Below are 18016 nucleotides of genomic sequence, written 5' to 3' on the forward strand. Positions count from 1 at the left end.
CAGTGCGGTTTCAGAGCCATTTTGTTTAAATGCACAGCATCGGGAAACCGAAACGCCTTTCGCCCGTTAAGCAACCGGAGAATCGAAAATGCTGGCCTTCATGATCGTCGTTTCGGTCATCTCGTCATTCGCAGCCGAGTATCTTTTCCTCGAATGACGGCCTCAGCCAGTTTCCTGAACGCCAGATGAACGAGCCATTCAAGGAAGTTTCACCGGGGCGATGCTAATCGATTTTTATGATTGACGCGGAACATGATCGGACATGGTGCGTTAACAAGAAACCAAAGGAACAGACAAATGTTTGTAAGAGAAAAACAGTCTACTTCGGCGAAAATCAGCGTCATCAGCACCGCCTGGACAGTTCTGGTTATCGCAATGGTAGCAACGACGTTTAGCCTTTATGAACAGAAGCCTGAAAAGCTTGGACCTGACTATCCGCAACTGACCGCCCGCTACCAGTATATGAATTATTACTGATAACGGGGAGAAACTCTCGAAACTCCGGAGACGACATCATGTTCACATTTCTGACGATGCTTCTTGCCCTGATCAGCGTAATGTTCGTGATGTCAATGATCTCTGTCGTTGCCGAGATGCGACGCGAGGACGAGGAGTTCAAGGCGATGATCCGGCGCGACCGCGCTTTCTGAGTGCGGCAGGCTGGCATAAATCCGCTTTAAAAATGATTGTTCTCAGCCGCCCTGGAGCCTCCGGGCGGTTTTGTTTTGAAAGGCCTGCGATGGCCGCCTTCGTTCCTGTGCTAGTCACGGGAATCCAGTCAACACACGTCTGTGCGACGGAAAGACTCTTTTCAGCCCAAGGACTTGGGCGGGCTCGATTCCTGTCACAAGCACAGGAATGACGGTGTGGACGCCGCTGATATCCATCCGTTGCCTCCATTTCGGCGCCTCCAATCACACAACCGTTTTCAAAACCCCGTTTTTCCAAGGGAAATTCCCTTCAATTTCCGAATGGATTGATTTAAGGAACGCCGATACGTTGCGGGCCGGACAGCCGGCGACCGCGATGACGTTCCTGTGAGGTTTGCATAACGATGCTCGATTCCCTGAGAAATGCTTCTCGAACCATGGCAGCCAAGCTGCTGCTTCTCCTGCTTGTTGTTTCTTTTGGCATCTGGGGCGTTTCCGCATCGCTTGTCACCGCCAATTCCCACGCCGTCATGACGGTGGGTGACCAGACGGTCAGCCCGGAGGAATTCCGCCTCGCCTATCAGCGGCAGATTTCCGATCTCAGCCGCCAGTTCGGCACAAGGCTGACGACCGAACAGGCCAAGGCCTTCGGCATCGACCGCCAGGTCTTCAGCCAGCTTGCAGCCGGGGCATCGCTTGACGAACTCGCTTCGAAGATGAACCTCGGTCTTTCGGAAGACCGTCTTGCCAAACTCATTGCCGAAGACCCCGCCTTCAAATCGGTCAATGGCCAGTTCGACCGCAACCTCTTTACGGAGCGCCTGCGCAATTCCGGTTTCCGCGAGGACGACTACATCAAGGAACGCAGCAAGGTCGCCGTGCGCAGCCAGATCGTTGAAGCCGTCTCGGACGGTTTTGCCGCACCGCAGGTTCTCGTGGATGCCCTGAAGCAATATCGCAACGAGCAGCGCGCCGTTGATTATGTCATTCTTTCAAACGCCGTCATCCCGCCGGTCAAGGCCCCCGGCGACGACGTGCTCGCCCCCTGGTTCGAGACGAACAAGACGAAATATCGCGCGCCGGAATTCCGCAAATTCACCTATGTGAAGCTGGAACCTTCCGACATCGCGGAGCCAGCCTCGGTAACGGACGCCCAGATCGCCGATTATTATAACAGCCACAAGGACAGCTTCCGCACCGCCGGCCGCCGCACGGTCGAGCAGCTGACCTTCCCGGACAAGGAAATGGCCGCCGCCGCCGCCGAGCAGATCAGGCTCGGCAACACCACCTATGACCAGGTGGTGAAGGATCAGGGCAAGACGCCGTCCGACGTCACGCTTGGCGAATTCACAAAGGATACCATCCCCGACCAGTCGATTGCCGATGCCGCTTTTGCCATCCAGAAGGATGGGGGCGTTTCGCCGGTGGTTGAAGGCTCGTTCGGCCCGGTACTCCTGCGCGTCACGGGCATCAAGCCGGAAACCACCCGCACGCTGGAAGAGGCAAAGGAAGACATCCGCAAGGATCTCGCCACCGCTGCCGCCGCGGAAGAAATCACCAATGTGCACGACCGTTACGAGGATCTGCGCGCCGGCGGTTCTTCGCTTGCGGACGCCGCACAGCAGTTGAACCTGAAACCGGTCACCATTGCCGCCATCGACGCAGCCGGTCTCGACGAAAAGGGCGATGCGGTCGAAGGCCTGCCCTCCCCGCAGCTCGCCCAGGACGTGTTCAAGACCGAACCCGGAACCGAGGCCCTGCCGATCAATCTCGGCCGCGAAGGTTACATCTGGTTCGACGTCGAGCAGATCATCCCTGCCCGCGACCGCACGCTTGCCGAAGTCCGCGACGATGTCGTTGCCGACTGGACGGCAGAGCAGCAGCGCACCGCACTTGCCGCCAAGGCCGACGAGCTGAAGGCCCGCATTGAAAAGGGCGAGACGCTGGAGGCTGTCGCGGGTGAGCTGAGCCTTGCAGTCGAACAGAAATCCGGCCTGCGCCGCACCAGCGAAGATGCGATTTTCGGTCGCCAGACCATCGCCGCCGTCTTCTCGGGCGCCGAAGGCGTGGTCGGCACGGCGGCCGATGCCGATGGTTCCAGCCGCATCCTCTTCAAGGTCACCTCTGTCGACACCAACGCGACGCCGGACGCGCTCGCCAATGACGACCAGCAGTTTGCCGCCATTGCCCGCGCGGCCGGCGACGACATGCTGGACCAGATGGTCAACCGCCTGCAGAATGACTATGGTGTGACGATCAACCAGGCCCTCGCCGATCAGGCGATGGTCGGCTTCTAACCCGGGAGGCGACGAGATGGCCGAACTGAAGCCGCTGATCGCCAGGGTCGCGAATGGAGAAAGCCTGAACCGCGAGGATGCGCGCACGGCTTTCGACATTCTGATGTCGGGCGAAGCCACGCCGTCGCAGATCGGCGGTTTCCTGATGGCGCTGCGCGTGCGCGGTGAAACGGTCGACGAAATCGTCGGCGCAGTCTCCTCCATGCGTTCCCGGATGTTGCCGGTTTCCGCCCCCGCCAATGCCATCGATATCGTCGGCACCGGCGGTGACGGCATCGGCACCTACAACATCTCGACACTCGCCTCGATCATCGTCGCCGGCACGGGCCTGCCGGTCGCCAAGCACGGCAACCGGGCATTGAGTTCCAAATCCGGCACGGCAGATGCGCTTTCCGCACTCGGCGTGAAGCTCGATATCGGTCCCGATCTCATCGCCCGCTGCATCAGCGAGGCGGGTCTCGGCTTCATGTTCGCGCAGATGCACCATTCCGCCATGCGCCACGTTGGCCCGAGCCGCGTCGAACTCGGTACGCGCACGATCTTCAACCTGCTCGGCCCCCTCTCCAACCCGGCCGGCGCAAAACGGCAATTGCTCGGCGTGTTTTCGCCACGCTGGCTGGTGCCGCTTGCCGAAGTGCTGCGTGATCTGGGTTCGGAAAGCATCTGGGTCGTGCATGGCGACGGCATGGATGAAGTCACCACCACGGGCGTCACCCATGTGGCGGCGCTCGAAGGCGGCAATATCCGCACCTTCGAGCTGACCCCGAAAGATTTCGGCGTTGAGCCGGCGCGGATGGACGACCTCAAGGGCGGCGACGGCATTGCCAATGCGGCGGCGCTGCGCGAGGTTCTTTCAGGCAAGCGCAATGCCTATCGCGACGTATCGCTTTGCAACGCAGCCGCAGCGCTTGTCATCGCCGGCAAGGCGGAAACGCTTGGCCAGGCCATGACGATTGCCAGCGATGCCCTCGACGGCGGCAAGGCCGCCGCCGCGCTGGAGCGTCTGGTCGCCGTATCAAACGAGGAATGAGAGCGAGATCATGAGCGACATTCTCAAGAAGATCGAGACTTACAAGCTCGAAGAAATCGCCGCCGCCAAGGCGAAGGTTTCACTGGCCGATCTGAAGGCCATGGCTGCCGACCAGAGCGCGCCTCGCGGTTTTTACAGGGCGCTGAAAACAAAGCAGGCCGAGGGCAAGTTCGGCCTTATCGCCGAAATCAAGAAGGCCAGCCCCTCCAAGGGCCTCATCCGCCCCGATTTCGATCCGCCGGCGCTGGCTGCGGCCTATGAGGCTGGCGGCGCTGCATGTCTTTCTGTCCTGACAGACAGGCCGAGCTTTCAAGGCGCTCCGGAATTCCTGACCGCCGCCCGCAATGCCTGCGCCCTGCCCGCGCTGCGCAAGGATTTCATGTTCGACACCTATCAGGTGCACGAAGCCCGCGCCTGGGGCGCGGACTGCATTCTCCTCATCATGGCCTCGCTGTCGGATGACGACGCGAAACGGCTGGAATACGAGGCTTTCGCGCTTGGCATGGATGTGCTGATCGAAGTGCACGACGAAGAGGAAACGGAACGGGCGCTGAAGCTCGACTCGCCGCTTTTCGGCATCAACAATCGTAATCTCCGCACTTTCGAGGTTGGCCTCGAAACCAGCGAAAGGCTGGCGGGACTGGTGCCCGCCGACAGGCTGCTGGTGGGCGAAAGCGGCATCTTCACCTTCGAGGATTGCCAGCGCCTGAAAAAAAGCGGCATCAGCACCTTCCTCGTCGGTGAAAGCCTGATGCGCAAGGACGATGTGACGGCGGCCACCAAGGCGCTGCTGACGGGCCAGTCCGGCATTCTGGCAGCGGAATAAACCCGGATGAGCGACGACCAGAAGCTCACCCATATCGACGCGGCCGGTGAAGCGCATATGGTCGATGTTGGCGACAAGGCGGAAACCGTGCGTGTTGCGGTTGCCGAAGGCTTCGTGAAAATGAAGCCGGAAACGCTGGCGCTTATCCACGACGGCAACGCCAAGAAGGGCGATGTCATCGGCACCGCACGGCTGGCCGGCATCATGGCCGCGAAGCAGACCGCCAATCTCATTCCGCTCTGCCACCCGCTGATGCTGACCAAGGTGGCGGTGGACATAACCGAAGATGCCACCCTGCCCGGCCTCCGCGTTGAGGCCAGGGTGAAACTGTCAGGCAAGACCGGCGTGGAAATGGAAGCGCTGACCGCCGTCTCCATCGCCTGCCTGACGATCTATGACATGGCGAAGGCCGCCGACAAGGCGATGGAGATCATCAATATCCGCCTGCTTGAAAAGAGCGGCGGCAAATCCGGTGATTTCAAAGCCAGCGATTTCGGGCGACAGGAGAACTGAATGAAGCCGCTGCTGCCCGTGGATGAGGCCATCGCGCGCCTTCTGGACGCAGCGGTTCCGGTCACCGACACCGAAACTCTGCCGCTCGCCGAATGCGACGGCCGCGTTCTCTCGGTCGATCTCATCGCAAGCCTCACCCAGCCCCCCTTCGATGCCTCAGCCATGGACGGTTATGCATTGCGCAGCGCCGATGCACCGGCCATCGGCTCGGTCCTCACCGTCATCGGCCAGGCCGCCGCCGGTCATGCTTTTGCCGGCACGGTGGGTGAAGGACAGGCCGTGCGCATCTTCACCGGCGCGCCCGTGCCGCAGGGTGCGGATACGATCCTCATTCAGGAGGATGCCGAAGTCCTGGAAGGCGGAAAGATCCGCACAGCCTTCGATGTCACCGCCGGGCGACATATCCGACCGCGCGGGCAGGATTTTACCAAAGGCGAAACGGTGCTGGAGGCTGGAAGGGAACTCGGCTTTGCCGATCTCACGCTGGCGGCGGCGACGAACCACGCCACGCTTACCGTCTATCGCAGGCCACGCATCGCCATCCTTGCCACCGGCGACGAGTTGCTGCCGCCTGGAAGCGTTCCGCAGCCGGCGCAGATCATCGCGTCCAACACCTTCGGCGTCGCCGCGCTGGCTCGTAAGGCCGGTGCAGAGGTACTGGATCTCGGCATTATCCCCGATGATGACGCGCTGATCCGCGCCGCCATCGGCGAGGCCGTCGCAGCGAAGGTTGATGTGCTGGTGACACTCGGCGGCGCCTCCGTCGGAGACCACGATCTGGTGCAGGCTGCATTGAAGGCGGAGGGCATGCAGCTCGATTTCTGGCGCATCGCCATGCGCCCGGGAAAACCGCTGATGGTGGGCTCCATCGGCAGCATGCAGGTTCTCGGCCTGCCCGGAAACCCGGTGGCCAGTCTCGTTTGCGGTCTGCTTTTCCTCGAACCCTTGGTCAGCCGGATTGGCCGGCACCTGCCCCCGCAACGCATCGCGACCGCAAGAACCGCGACGGCGCTGAAGGCCAACGACCACCGCCAGGATTATCTTCGCGCCCGCCTGGTTAGCGGTCAAGGCGACGTGGTCGTGGCGGAGCCTTACGCCAGACAGGATTCATCCATGATGAACATCCTCGCCCATTCCGACCTCCTCATCATACGCCCTCCCCATGCGCCGCAGGCTGACGCCGGGGCCGAATGCCCGGTCATCAAACTCAGGGCCTGAACCCGCAGCCAAACGACGACAACACGCTTTCACGGCACCCGGATGAGGCATTTGTACACCCGCCTGCTGACATCGCCCGGAACGGCGCCGCGTTCAATGCCCTCAGGCCCGCCAGACAAACTGTAACGTTGCGCCTTTGGAGACGGCCGACAAATATCGGCTTCCCCAAAACCATGTCTTGGCGAATGGAAATTCCCCGCCCCTTGAGCTTTTTTCCTCTCCACGAATCACGTTGCTGTGCCAAAATAAATCAGCTGCAAAGCGTTATCGGGATTGACAGAATAAATGCGAAACTGTCACCAAGGCGGATAGTAGAGGTCAAAAATTCCGGAAATTCCAAAAAATGAAAATTACTTATAATTATCAATTAAATAAGATAAAAATCGTACAAAATAGAATTTCCTGCAATAAAAATTAGTTCTCCATAAATTAAGCTTTCCAAAACAGCCTCCATAATAATAATCATAGTCTATAAGCAGACTCACTGGAGTTTCTTGATGAACACGGCATCCACGCCCAAGACCACGGGACCCGACATTGCCGGGCAGATTGCCCACGCCATGCGGAGCATGGGTGTTTCGCCGATCCCGCGCAACTACAGCCTTTTCTACGAAGCCTATATCGGTTCGAACCCTGCGCTGACCAAGGATCTGGCGGCGCTGGGAAACCGGGCGACACAGGACGATCTGGACGAGCTGTCCGCGCGTTACGGTGATGGCGGTCCCGCGCGCTTCATCGACGATGCGCATGAAAAGCTGCGACGCGAACTGGAAGCCCTTCTGGGGACCTTACGGCGGGAACAATCCTCCATCGAGAACTACAACAGGATCCTCGGCGAGACGCGGCAGCGTATCGATGACAAGAATGCCGCCAGCAGCAATATTCTGAGAAACGCAATTGCGTTGCTGGCCGAGGCCACCGGCTCGAAGATCATCGACGGCGAAAAGGCGTTCAACGACGTCAACCGCCATGCCGAGGAAATGCACCAGGTGCGCCTGGAGTTGGATGAATACAAGCGCATCGCCAATACCGACTCGCTGACCCGCCTTTCCAACCGGCGGGCTTTCGACGACCGGCTGGCAACCGTTTATGATACCTCCATCGGCCTGCAATATACGTCGCTCGTCCTGCTCGATATCGATCACTTCAAGCGGATCAACGACACGTTCGGCCATCCGGTCGGCGACAAGATTCTGGCCACCGTCGCTTCGGTCATTCGGGCCAATGTCCGCAAGGACGGCTTCGTCGCCAGAAGCGGCGGCGAGGAATTCGCCATCATTCTCGACGGCAATACGCCGGAGGAAGTCATGGTGATGTGCGAGCGCATCCGCCTGTCGCTGGAGAGCACACCCTTCCGCAATTCGAGATCAGGCGCGGATTACGGCACGGTAACGATCTCGATCGGTTTTGCCGCTGCCGCGCAGGCCACCAATCCGACCGAACTTTACGCCCATGCGGATACGGCGCTCTACCACGCCAAGGAAACCGGCCGGAACCGCTCGGTCTTCTACGAGGACGGTATGCAAAAGAACTATACCGGCAAAAACTGGCTGATTTATCGGACTTGAGGCAAATTGCGCCGATTTGGGCGCATTAAAAACACAGCGCTGTCCCCACCCTCATTCCTGACAAGCATAGGAATGAGGGCGAGAGGGGGAAGCCTCACCACATCGTCTTCGCCGCGCGCGCCGCCCATTCGCGATCATAGGTCTCCTGATCGAATTCCGCCTTGGCCGCCTTGAGCAGCAGACCCGGCGTCGGAAGCGACGACGGGTCGACAAAATTGTCGGGATTCCACAATTCAGACCGCATCAGCGCCCGCGCGCACTGGAAATAGACTTCGTCGATCGTGACCACGATGACGGTGCGCGGATGTTTGCCATCCATCTCGAAGCTCTGCAACAACATGGGGTCAACGGAAACCACGGCGCGGCCATTGAGGCGCATGGTCGTATTCGAGCCGGGGATCAGGAACATCAGCGCCACGCGCGGATCCCGCACGATGTTGAGAAGCGAATCCACGCGGTTATTGCCGCGCCAGTCCGGCAGCAGCACGGTCTTGTCATCGGCCACGCGCACCACACCGCCCTTGTCGCCGCGCGGTGAACAGTCCATGCCCTCCGGCCCCACCGTCGCCAGAGCGAGAAACGGTGACGTTTCGATCATCAGCCTGTATTCAGCCGTCAGCGCGGCTGTCACCTTGGCGATGGATGCCTCGCTCGTGCCGTCATAGATGGCCTTCAATTCCTCGACCGTGCGAATGATCGTCATGTCAGTTCCTATCCCTCGAAATCACCCTGCGACACCGCCGGGCGCAATCCCTTAATCTTCCGCCGCTTCCGCCTTTTCCCGCTCCGCCCGCTCACGCGCCGTGCGCGCGGCGACGAGATCGGCTGGCTGGGCGTTGCCGCGGATCAGCGAACGGCCGGCATAAATGCCGCCGACGACCTCCATGGCGAAACGCTCCTCGTCGCGGTCGCGGAATTCCTCCACCAGACGGGCGGCGTCTTCCCGCTCCTCGCCCATGGCGCCCAGAACCTCCTCGCTGAAATTCAGCGCCGATTCCAGCGTCTCGCGAATCTGGTAATCCACGCCGGCCTTCAGCAGATCGATGGCATGGCCACGGTCATAGGCGCGAGCGAGAACCGGAACCAGCGGGAATTCATGCTTGACGATCTCCGCGATCCGGACGGCTGCTTCCTTGTCGTCGACGCAGATGAGAACAGCACGCGCCGTGCTGGCGCCGGCGGCATGGAGGATTTCCGCCCGCGAGCCATCGCCATAATAGACCTTGAAACCGAATTCCGCCGCATCGCGCACGAAGTCGGCATCCTTGTCGATCAAAGACAGCGTGTAACCGCGCGCCAGAAGCGGCTGGCTGACGATCTGGCCGAAACGTCCGAAACCGATCAGGAGAATGCTGCCCTCGACATTTTCAGGCACGTCGAGATCGTCGGTATTGGGAACCGCCGCCGGCACCAGCCGGTCATGCAGGATGACTATCAGTGGCGTCAGGACCATGGAGATGATGATCGTCGCCGTCAGGATGGCATTGGCCTCCCGGTCGAGAATGCCGGCGCTGACAGCCGCCGAATAGAGCACGAAGGCGAATTCGCCGCCCTGCGCCATCAGCACCGCCCGTTCCAGGCTCTCACGCCTGGTGGTGCCGAGCGCCCGCGCCACGCCATAGATGAGGAAGGCCTTGAGCAGCATGTATCCGGCGACACTGACCAGCACCAATTGCCAGTTGGAGGCAATGACGGCAAGATCGATCGCCATGCCGACGCCGAGGAAGAACAGGCCGAGCAGAATGCCGCGAAACGGCTCGATATCCGCCTCCAGCTGATGGCGGAAGGAGGATTCCGACAGCAGCACGCCGGCCAGGAAAGCGCCCATCGCCATGGAAAGGCCGCTGACCTGCATCAGAAGCGCCGAACCCAGCACCACCAGCAGCGCCGCAGCCGTCATCACCTCGCGCGCACCGGAGGCCGCCAGCAGGCGGAAGAACGGGTTGAGCAGATAACGTCCGGCAAGGATGAGCGCACCGACGGCGGCAAGCGCAATGCCGACGGAAACCCAGCGCTCCGACGCCGTGACATCTTCCCCGCCCGAACCGAGGAAGGCGACGAGCGCCAGCAGCGGAACGATGGCCAGATCCTCGAACAGCAGGATGGCGATGATGCGCTGCCCTTTCAGGCTGGACATGCTGTTGCGCTCCTGCAGCATCTGCATGACGATCGCCGTCGACGTCAGCACGAAGCCCGTGCCAGCGACGAAGGACATGATGACAGGAAAGCCGAGGCCGACCCCGATCAACGTCAGGCCGCCCATGCAGACCAGCACCTGCAATGCGCCGAGCCCGAAAATATCCTGCCGCATGGACCACAGCCGCGACGGCTGCATTTCAAGGCCGATGATGAACAGGAACATCACCACGCCGAGTTCCGCTATGTGTAGAATGGCCTGCGAATCGGAAAAGAAACCAAGACCGTAAGGCCCGATCACCAGGCCGGCGGCGAGATAACCCAGCACAGAGCCGAGGCCGAGGCGCTTGAAGATCGGCGCGGCGACAACGCCTGCCGCCAGCAATACGACCACCTGGGCCAGATCATTTCCGTTTGCTTCTACAGCCACACGCCACCCCGTTTAAATAGTGAGACAAGAGCTTTGCCCTCGTCCGATTATCGGCAACGCGCGAGAACATTTCCTCCGTCATGCCGGACTAGATCCGGCATCCAGCCACGGCGCGTCTGCGCCGTGAAAGGACTCTCCCGCGATCAAGGACTTGATCGCGCTGGACCCCGGATCAAGTCCGGGGTGACGAAGAGCGAATGCAACAACGTTGCCAAACGCAGCAGTTCTTCGGCCCCTTTGCCATCATTCTCACGAGGGCGTCTCCCTCGCTGTTTTCTCTACCGGTACCGTGGCTCCCTGCTCAAGCCTTTTTCGGCGAGCTCCCGTTCATAATCCGCAAACAGCCTGTCCCCGGTCTCACCCAGTTCCTTCAGGTATTTCCAGGTGTAGATGCCGCTGTCATGGCCATCGTCAAAAACGATGCGCACCGCATAGTTGCCTGTCGCGACCATGGAGCGGATGGCGACATCGCGTTTGCCCGGCACCGTGACCTTTTGTCCCGGCCCGTGGCCCTGCACTTCGGCCGAGGGCGAAAGCACGCGCAGCATCTCGGCCTTCAGCCGGTAAACGCTTCCATCGTCGAAGGAAACGGTCAATTCGCGCCGGTCTTTCGACACAAGCAGCTCTGTCGGCCAGGCATCACTCATTTTTCACTTCCGCAAGCTCATCACATGCGTCAGAATTACGGACTTGCCTCAGGATAGGCAAGCCACTACATCATTTGAGGGGCGCATCGCGCAATGAGGATGGAGACGTGAACAGTTTCCCCGGATCGCTTGGAAAAGCGCAGTTCCTGACGGAAAACAACGCACCGATGGTGGACCCTTTCGGCCGCGCCATCACCTATCTGCGCGTTTCCGTGACCGACCGCTGCGATTTTCGCTGTACCTATTGCATGTCCGAGCACATGACTTTCCTGCCGAAGAAGGACCTTCTGACGCTCGAAGAACTCGACCGGCTCTGTTCCGTCTTCATAACGCGCGGCGTCCGCAAGCTGAGGCTGACCGGCGGTGAGCCGCTGGTGCGCAAGAACATCATGTCCCTGGTGAGGAACCTCGGGCGGCATGTCGAGAGCGGTGCGCTCGAGGAATTGACGCTGACCACCAACGGCTCACAGCTGGCGAAATTCGCAGCCGAACTCGCCGATTGCGGCGTGCGCCGCATCAATGTCTCCCTCGATACGCTCGACAGCGATAAATTCCGCCATATCACCCGCTGGGGGGATATCGACCGGGTGATGGAGGGGCTCGATGCCGCACAGGCGGCAGGCATCAAGGTGAAACTCAACGCCGTTGCGCTGAAGGACTTCAACGATGCCGAAATGCCGGAGCTGATGCGCTTCGCCCACGGCCGCGGCATGGACCTGACGGTCATCGAGACCATGCCGATGGGCGAGATCGAGGAAGACCGCACCGACCGTTATCTGCCGCTTTCAAAATTGCGCAGCGATCTCGAGCAGAGCTTCACGCTCATCGACAGCGATTACCAGACCGGCGGCCCGGCCCGTTACGTGACGGTGAAGGAAACCGGCGGCCGGCTGGGCTTCATCACGCCCATGACCCATAATTTCTGCGAAAGCTGCAATCGTGTCCGTCTCACCTGTACCGGCACGCTCTATATGTGTCTCGGCCAGGACGACGCTGCCGATCTGCGCACGGCGCTGCGCGCTTCCGACAGCGACGCCTATCTTTCCAGCGCCATCGATGAAGCCCTTCTGCGCAAGCCGAAAGGACACGATTTCATCATCGACCGCACCCACAACCGACCCGCAGTCTCCCGCCATATGAGCGTGACAGGCGGCTGAGGCTGGCTGAACGTCTTTCTCATCCACCCACCCATATAAACGGTTGAATTGCCAGCTCTGCCGTGCCACGTCTCTTTATATGGAGGAATGCGTGGTTGCGCCGTAACGGCGGCTCCAGATCGCCCGGAGGGGCGGACGGAGTAAACTGCGCATGGTCTGGGATATTTGGGAATGGCATTGACGGACAATACGCGCGGAGCGCTTTTCATGGCGCTCGCAATGGCAAGCTTCACGGCCAACGACGCGCTGACGAAGTCCGTCACCCCCTACATCAACACCGGTCAGATCATGTTCGTCCGCGGCATCATGACCGTGGTGCTGATCTATATCGCGGCCCGGCATTTCGGCGCGCTCCGGCCCCTGAAAATCCTCTTGCGCCCCATCATCATCCTGCGCTGTCTCTGCGAGGTGACCGCCGCCGTTCTTTATCTGACGGCGCTCGGCTTCATCGAATTTTCCAATGCCTCGGCCATATTGCAGTCCCTGCCGCTGGTGGTGACGCTGGGTGCGGCGTTGTTCCTGCGCGAACCTGTGGGCTGGCGGCGCTGGGTGGCGATCATCGTCGGTTTCATCGGCGTGCTCGTCATCATCCGGCCCGGCCCGGAAGGCTTTACGCCGGGCGCGCTGCTGGTTGTCGCATCGCTGGCCGTCACCGCCGCGCGTGATCTGCTGACGCGGAAAATGTATGCCGATGTGCCTTCGCTTGCGATCACCGTCATCACCGCCTTCGTCAACATGGCAGTAGGCGGCCTCTTGATCCTGCCCTTCGGCGGCTGGCAGCCTATGAACGTCACGATCGTCTCGCATCTGGCCGCCTCGGCCATTCTGGTGCTGGTCGGCTACCAGGCGATCATATTGTCGATGAGATCGGGTGAAATTTCCTTCGTCGCGCCGTTCCGTTATACCGGCCTGCTCTGGGGTTTCATGATCGGCATATTCTTCTTCAACGAGAAGATCGACAATTACACCATCATCGGCGCCATGATCATCATCGGTTCGGGCCTTTATACCTTCTACCGGGAAAGCCTCCGCAAGCGCTCGCAGATGGCCAAGCGCGCGGCCGCCACCCCCACTGCCGTGACCACCGTACGGCCGGCTTCTGTAACGAAAGCTGCCGTTACGGAAGAGGCGGGAGAATGACATGAACGGCGGCCGTTTTCTGGACAGAACCACCCCACCCCACATCATCACGCTGGTCGTCATCGCCGGTGTCGCGGCGCTGTGCATGAATGTGTTCCTGCCCTCGCTTGCGACGATGGCAGTGTATTTCGAGACCGATTACGCGGTGATGCAATTCGCCGTCTCGGGTTATCTCGCTGCCACCGCCTGCCTGCAGCTCGTCATCGGCCCGCTCTCCGACCTCTTCGGGCGCCGCCCCGTCATGCTCGCCAGCATCGCCGTCATGATCGTTGCGACGCTTGTGTGCATGCTGGCGCCCAATATCACTGTCTTCATGATCGGGCGCGTGGCGCAGGCGGCCGTCGTTTCCGGCTTCGTGCTCGCCCGCGCGATCGTGCGCGACATGGTGCCCATGGAACAGGCGGCCTCGATGATCGGCTATGTGACGATGGGCATGTCCGTGGTGCCGATGGTGGGACCAACGGTTGGCGGCCTGCTCAATGACATCTCGGGCTGGCAATCGAGCTTCGCCCTCCTCTGCCTGCTTGGCCTGGGCATCCTGGCGCTCGCTTGGCTCGATCTCGGCGAAACCAACCACAACAGATCGGCAAGCTTCTCGCAGCAGTTCCATGCCTGGCCGGAACTTCTGCGCTCGCCGCTGTTCTGGGGTTACGCCCTGACCTCGACCTTCTCATCGGGCATGTTCTTCTCCTTTCTCGGCGGCGCACCTTTTGTCGGCAGCGTGGTTTATGGGCTTTCGCCGGCCATGCTCGGCCTGCAATTCTTCTTCATGGCCAGCGGATACATGCTCGGCAACTTCATCTCCGGTCGTTATGCCAGCGAAATCGGCATCACCCGCATGATGCTGTCGGGCAATGTCATCGGCATTGCCGGCATCATCGCCGCCATCGCGCTGATCTCGGTCGGGGCGCAAAGCGCCTATGCGTTTTTTGTGCCGCTCGCCCTGATCGGCGTCGGCAACGGCGTGACGCTGCCCAGCGCCAATGCCGGCATGGTCAGCGTCCAGCCGCATCTGGCTGGCTCAGCCTCCGGTCTCGGCGGCGCCATGACCATTGGCGGCGGCGCGGCACTCTCGGTTCTCGCCTCCTCGGTTCTTTCAAAAGAGGATGGAACCTGGCCGCTTCTTCTGGTGATGCTGGCGACCGGCCTTGTCGCCCTCCTCACCACCTATATCGTAAGGCTGCAGGAAAAGCGGGAATGACGGCCCCTTTTGAAATACCCGGCCTAGTACTCGCCGGCGGGCTTTCGCGGCGTATGGGCAGCAACAAGGCGATGGTGCAATTGGGCGATGCGCCTCTCATGTCCCATGTCATCAGCCGCATCACGCCGCAGGTCTGCGACGTCACCATCAATGCGGCCAATGGCTGGGCGGAAAGTTTCGGCCTGCCGCTGCTGCCCGATACGCTGAACGGCCATGCCGGTCCGCTCGCGGGCGTTCTGGCCGGCATGCGCCATTTCCAGCACCGCGGCGATGCGGTCAGCCACTTTCTGACAGCGCCCGCCGACAGCCCGTTTTTCCCTGACGATCTTGTGGTGCGGCTTTGCGAACACCTGTCGGACAATGCAATCGTCATTGCCGCCTCCAGCGGCCAGCTTCATCCGGTCTTTGCGTTGTGGCCGGTCGCTCTCGCCGATGATCTCGAGGCATGGCTGAAGAACGATGCCAACCGGCGCATCCGCGCTTATCTTGCCCGGCATGTCACCATTGGGGTTGCTTTTGCGCCGCTGGAAACGGCAAAGGGCAGCCTCGATCCGTTCTTCAACATCAACACGCCGGATGAGCTTGCACTGGCGCGCAGCTATCTGGAGAGCATGGAAGCATGACGGCACAAAAGGTCTTCGGCATCGCCGGCTGGAAGAACTCAGGCAAAACTGGTCTTGCCGTGCGCATCGTCACCGAACTGACCGCGCGCGGCTACCGTGTCTCCACCATCAAGCACGCCCATCACGATTTCGATATTGACAAGGTCGGCGCCGATAGCTGGCGTCACCGGCAGGCCGGCGCGCACGAGGTCACCATCGTTTCCGGCACCCGCTTCGCCATCATGCATGAATTGCGCGGCGAACCGGAGCCCTCCTTCGAAGACATCCTCTCCCGCCTCGCGCCGTGCGACCTGGTGCTGATCGAAGGTTATAAATACGAGCCGGTGCCGAAAATCGAAGCGCGCCGGGTTGAGGCGGCGAAAACGGAACCGCTGGCGCCGCTCGATCCGCATATCGTCGCCATTGCCGCCGATCACGCGGTGACGGACACGGCGCTTCCGGTTTTCGATCTCGACGATACCGGCGCGATTGCCGACTTCATCGAGACGACGGTGGGTCTGGTCAGGGGTTAGACACGTAGCGGCTCGACCTGACTTGGGCTGCATCCCCAAATCCGTCATACGGGCCTTGAGCCGGTATCCAGCCAGCCCAAGTCCTTGGGCTGAGGAGACTCATTCCGCCGCGCAGACGCGCGTCGACTGGATGCCGGATCGGGTCCGGCATGACGGAGGAGAAAACCGCGAGAAACCAATGCCCACTAAGCCCGAGGCACCCATTCCAGAACTTTTTCCGCACGCATCACCCCATAAAATGAAAAAGCCGGGCTCATCACCCGGCTTCATCATTCCTTGAGACGCAATACCTATTCAAGGAAAGTGGATGGGTTCACCGGCGTCGCATCCTTGCGAACTTCGAAGTGAACCTGCGGACGTTTGGCGCTGCCGGTCATGCCCGAGGTGGCGATGGTCTGGCCGCGCTGAACCTTCTGGCCACGCTGCACGTCGAGATTGGCAGCGTTGCCGTATACCGTGACCTTGCCGTCGTCATGGCGGACAAGAACCGTGTTGCCGAGCTGCTTCAGGCCATTGCCGGCATAGATGACGACACCGTTTTCAGCGGCCTTGATCGGCGTGCCCTCGGGAACCGAAATGTTGATGCCGTCGTTGCGGCTGCCTTCGACATTGTCACCGAAATTATTGATGACCGCGCCGCGCACCGGCCAGCGATATTTGCCGATGCCGGTGGATTCCGGTGCGACGGACGCCATGTCGGCCTTTTTCTCGATATCGCTGACACTGGCGGTGGCCGGAGTTGCGGGCGCAGCCGGAGCGACGGCGGCGGCCGGCGCCTTATAGGGCTCTGGCTTGACGGATGCGGTTTCGACAGGCTTTGCGGCTTCCTTGGCGGGAACGGAAGCGGTCTTGATGGCATCCGTCGAAGCACCCGGCATGTTGAGCGTCTGGCCGACGCGGATGCTTTCGTTGCCGAGACCGTTTGCCGCCTTGAGAGCAGCAACCGAAACGCCGTTTGCACGGGCGATCTTGGCGAGGCTGTCGCCCGGCTGAACCTTGTAGCCACCAGAAGGCGGCAGCGGCTTGCCGCCCGGAGGCGTCAGTTTGCCAGCTTCAGCAGAAACCTTGTCACGGGCGGCGGCCTGGGACGGCAGCACGGCCACGTTTCCATCCGGCGCACGCAGCGGTGTCGGCTGGTCGCCATTGCGGTTGAGCGCAATATCGCCGGCGGCATCCTTGGCGGCGTTGCGGACCTGGCCGAACTTCGGAATGAGGATCGACTGGCCGGCCTGCGCGGCGGAAGCGGTCTTCAGGCCATTGACCCGCAGTAGTTCCTTTTCCGGAACGCCGTAGCGGTTGGAGAGGGTCGCGATGCTTTCGCCGGGACGCAGGGTCACGGAGGCGGCGCCATCGGTGTGCCAGCCGTTTTTGTCGGAACGAACGGTCGCGGTGGTCAGGTTGTCAGCGGCGGGTGCGGCAGCCTGCCGTGCGGGCGCTGCCAGAGACGGCGCGGCCTTGGGCTGGGCGGACGGGAAAGGCTGGGCCATGGCTTCGTTGCGGGTCGACGGATCGCGGCTTGCCACGGCTGTCGGCGCGGACAACTCGGAACGCTGCACCGGCGAGGCCGAGGCGCGGGCCGTGGACGGCTGAACGCCACCGTAACCACCCGATTGCTGCGGATAGGAATTGCCGGCCATGTTCTGGTTGGCATAACCTCCCTGTGGCGCGGCAGAGGCGTAACCGCCATTCATGTCGCCCTGCGGAACCGGGGCCTGCCCGTAAGCACCGCCGCCCTGACGGGCAGGAATTGACGCCGTGGTCATCTGATCCGGTCCACTGGAAAAGAGGCCGCTGAACCGCGTTGCATCCGAGCTACAGCCCGTTGCGACGCTTGCCAGCAATGCCGCTGCGAACATTTTTGCGACTGATTTTCCGATTTTAGACGAATGTCTCATACGCATGACTCGATCTACACTGACGCCAACCCGCCGCATCGAGATCGATCCGGCACAAATTTCAATTCTTGCAAGGCCCATTTCCCGAGATGGGGAAAACCATGCGTCGATGTTTATGATTAAAGCGCGTTAGTGTTACCACGCCGTTAAAACGTTAAGCCGTTTGGCGCTTT

At 60.9% G+C, this 18016-nt stretch carries 17 protein-coding genes; 13 read left to right on the top strand and 4 right to left on the bottom strand.

Annotation, left to right across the window (positions count from 1 at the left end; genetic code table 11):
• Window positions 1-297: 297 nt before the first annotated feature.
• The 8 genes from FHW77_RS13780 (at window position 298) to FHW77_RS13810 (ending at window position 8102) form a co-directional block, all read left to right on the top strand.
• On the top strand, window positions 298-477 hold the full coding sequence (locus tag FHW77_RS13780; RefSeq protein ID WP_004442101.1) for a hypothetical protein: 180 nt from the start codon (window positions 298-300) through the stop codon (window positions 475-477).
• 38 nt (window positions 478-515) lie between these two features.
• Window positions 516-650 (top strand): hypothetical protein, encoded by a 135-nt coding sequence (locus tag FHW77_RS26725; protein ID WP_004442104.1) that lies wholly within the window; start codon window positions 516-518, stop codon window positions 648-650.
• A 404-nt stretch (window positions 651-1054) separates the two neighbouring features.
• Window positions 1055-2947, top strand: a complete 1893-nt coding sequence (locus tag FHW77_RS13785; RefSeq protein WP_004442108.1) for a peptidyl-prolyl cis-trans isomerase — start codon at window positions 1055-1057, stop codon at window positions 2945-2947.
• 16 nt (window positions 2948-2963) lie between these two features.
• A complete protein-coding gene (gene trpD / locus FHW77_RS13790) occupies window positions 2964-3977 on the top strand; it encodes an anthranilate phosphoribosyltransferase (RefSeq protein WP_004442111.1) in 1014 nt (337 codons plus the stop codon).
• Between the two features lie 10 nt (window positions 3978-3987).
• Window positions 3988-4803, top strand: a complete 816-nt coding sequence (gene trpC, locus FHW77_RS13795) for an indole-3-glycerol phosphate synthase TrpC (protein ID WP_004442113.1) — start codon at window positions 3988-3990, stop codon at window positions 4801-4803.
• Between the two features lie 6 nt (window positions 4804-4809).
• Complete coding sequence (gene moaC / locus FHW77_RS13800; protein WP_004442115.1) at window positions 4810-5316, top strand: cyclic pyranopterin monophosphate synthase MoaC; 507 nt, start codon at window positions 4810-4812, stop codon at window positions 5314-5316.
• Window positions 5317-6534: a molybdopterin molybdotransferase MoeA gene (locus FHW77_RS13805; RefSeq protein WP_044460018.1), complete on the top strand. Its 1218-nt coding sequence runs from the start codon at window positions 5317-5319 to the stop codon at window positions 6532-6534.
• A gap of 497 nt (window positions 6535-7031) precedes the next feature.
• Window positions 7032-8102: a GGDEF domain-containing protein gene (locus FHW77_RS13810; protein ID WP_022556260.1), complete on the top strand. Its 1071-nt coding sequence runs from the start codon at window positions 7032-7034 to the stop codon at window positions 8100-8102.
• Window positions 8103-8196: 94 nt separating this feature from the next.
• Here FHW77_RS13810 and FHW77_RS13815 read toward each other — a convergent pair whose 3' ends face one another.
• The 3 genes from FHW77_RS13815 to FHW77_RS13825 all read right to left on the bottom strand — a co-directional run bounded on the left by FHW77_RS13815 (window position 8197) and on the right by FHW77_RS13825 (window position 11315).
• A complete protein-coding gene (locus tag FHW77_RS13815; RefSeq protein WP_044460019.1) occupies window positions 8197-8805 on the bottom strand; it encodes a pyridoxamine 5'-phosphate oxidase family protein in 609 nt (202 codons plus the stop codon).
• Between the two features lie 51 nt (window positions 8806-8856).
• Window positions 8857-10668, bottom strand: coding sequence for a monovalent cation:proton antiporter-2 (CPA2) family protein (locus tag FHW77_RS13820; protein ID WP_044460020.1), 1812 nt, complete (start codon window positions 10666-10668; stop codon window positions 8857-8859).
• A gap of 278 nt (window positions 10669-10946) precedes the next feature.
• Window positions 10947-11315 carry a gamma-butyrobetaine hydroxylase family protein gene (locus FHW77_RS13825; RefSeq protein WP_004442123.1) on the bottom strand — a complete coding sequence of 123 codons (369 nt, stop codon included), beginning with the start codon at window positions 11313-11315 and terminating at the stop codon, window positions 10947-10949.
• A gap of 107 nt (window positions 11316-11422) precedes the next feature.
• On the opposite strand from FHW77_RS13825, the gene moaA reads away from it, so the two are divergent.
• The 5 genes from moaA (at window position 11423) to mobB (ending at window position 15948) form a co-directional block, all read left to right on the top strand.
• On the top strand, window positions 11423-12472 hold the full coding sequence (gene moaA / locus FHW77_RS13830) for a GTP 3',8-cyclase MoaA (RefSeq protein ID WP_044460021.1): 1050 nt from the start codon (window positions 11423-11425) through the stop codon (window positions 12470-12472).
• 171 nt (window positions 12473-12643) lie between these two features.
• Window positions 12644-13612, top strand: coding sequence for a DMT family transporter (locus FHW77_RS13835; RefSeq protein WP_182590502.1), 969 nt, complete (start codon window positions 12644-12646; stop codon window positions 13610-13612).
• Between the two features lies 1 nt (window position 13613).
• On the top strand, window positions 13614-14813 hold the full coding sequence (locus FHW77_RS13840) for a multidrug effflux MFS transporter (RefSeq protein ID WP_044460023.1): 1200 nt from the start codon (window positions 13614-13616) through the stop codon (window positions 14811-14813).
• On the top strand, window positions 14810-15436 hold the full coding sequence (gene mobA, locus FHW77_RS13845) for a molybdenum cofactor guanylyltransferase MobA (RefSeq protein ID WP_022556266.1): 627 nt from the start codon (window positions 14810-14812) through the stop codon (window positions 15434-15436). Before FHW77_RS13840 ends, mobA begins: the two co-directional genes overlap by 4 nt.
• Entirely contained in the window at window positions 15433-15948 is a 516-nt protein-coding gene (gene mobB / locus FHW77_RS13850) for a molybdopterin-guanine dinucleotide biosynthesis protein B (protein WP_035211513.1), read from the top strand. Before mobA ends, mobB begins: the two co-directional genes overlap by 4 nt.
• A 290-nt stretch (window positions 15949-16238) precedes the next feature.
• On the opposite strand, the gene FHW77_RS13855 is transcribed toward mobB, so the two are convergent.
• Window positions 16239-17804, bottom strand: coding sequence for a peptidoglycan DD-metalloendopeptidase family protein (locus FHW77_RS13855; protein ID WP_044460024.1), 1566 nt, complete (start codon window positions 17802-17804; stop codon window positions 16239-16241).
• Window positions 17805-18016: the final 212 nt, after the last annotated feature.

Source organism: Agrobacterium sp. RC10-4-1, assembly GCF_014138475.1.
GTDB lineage: Bacteria > Pseudomonadota > Alphaproteobacteria > Rhizobiales > Rhizobiaceae > Agrobacterium > Agrobacterium pusense.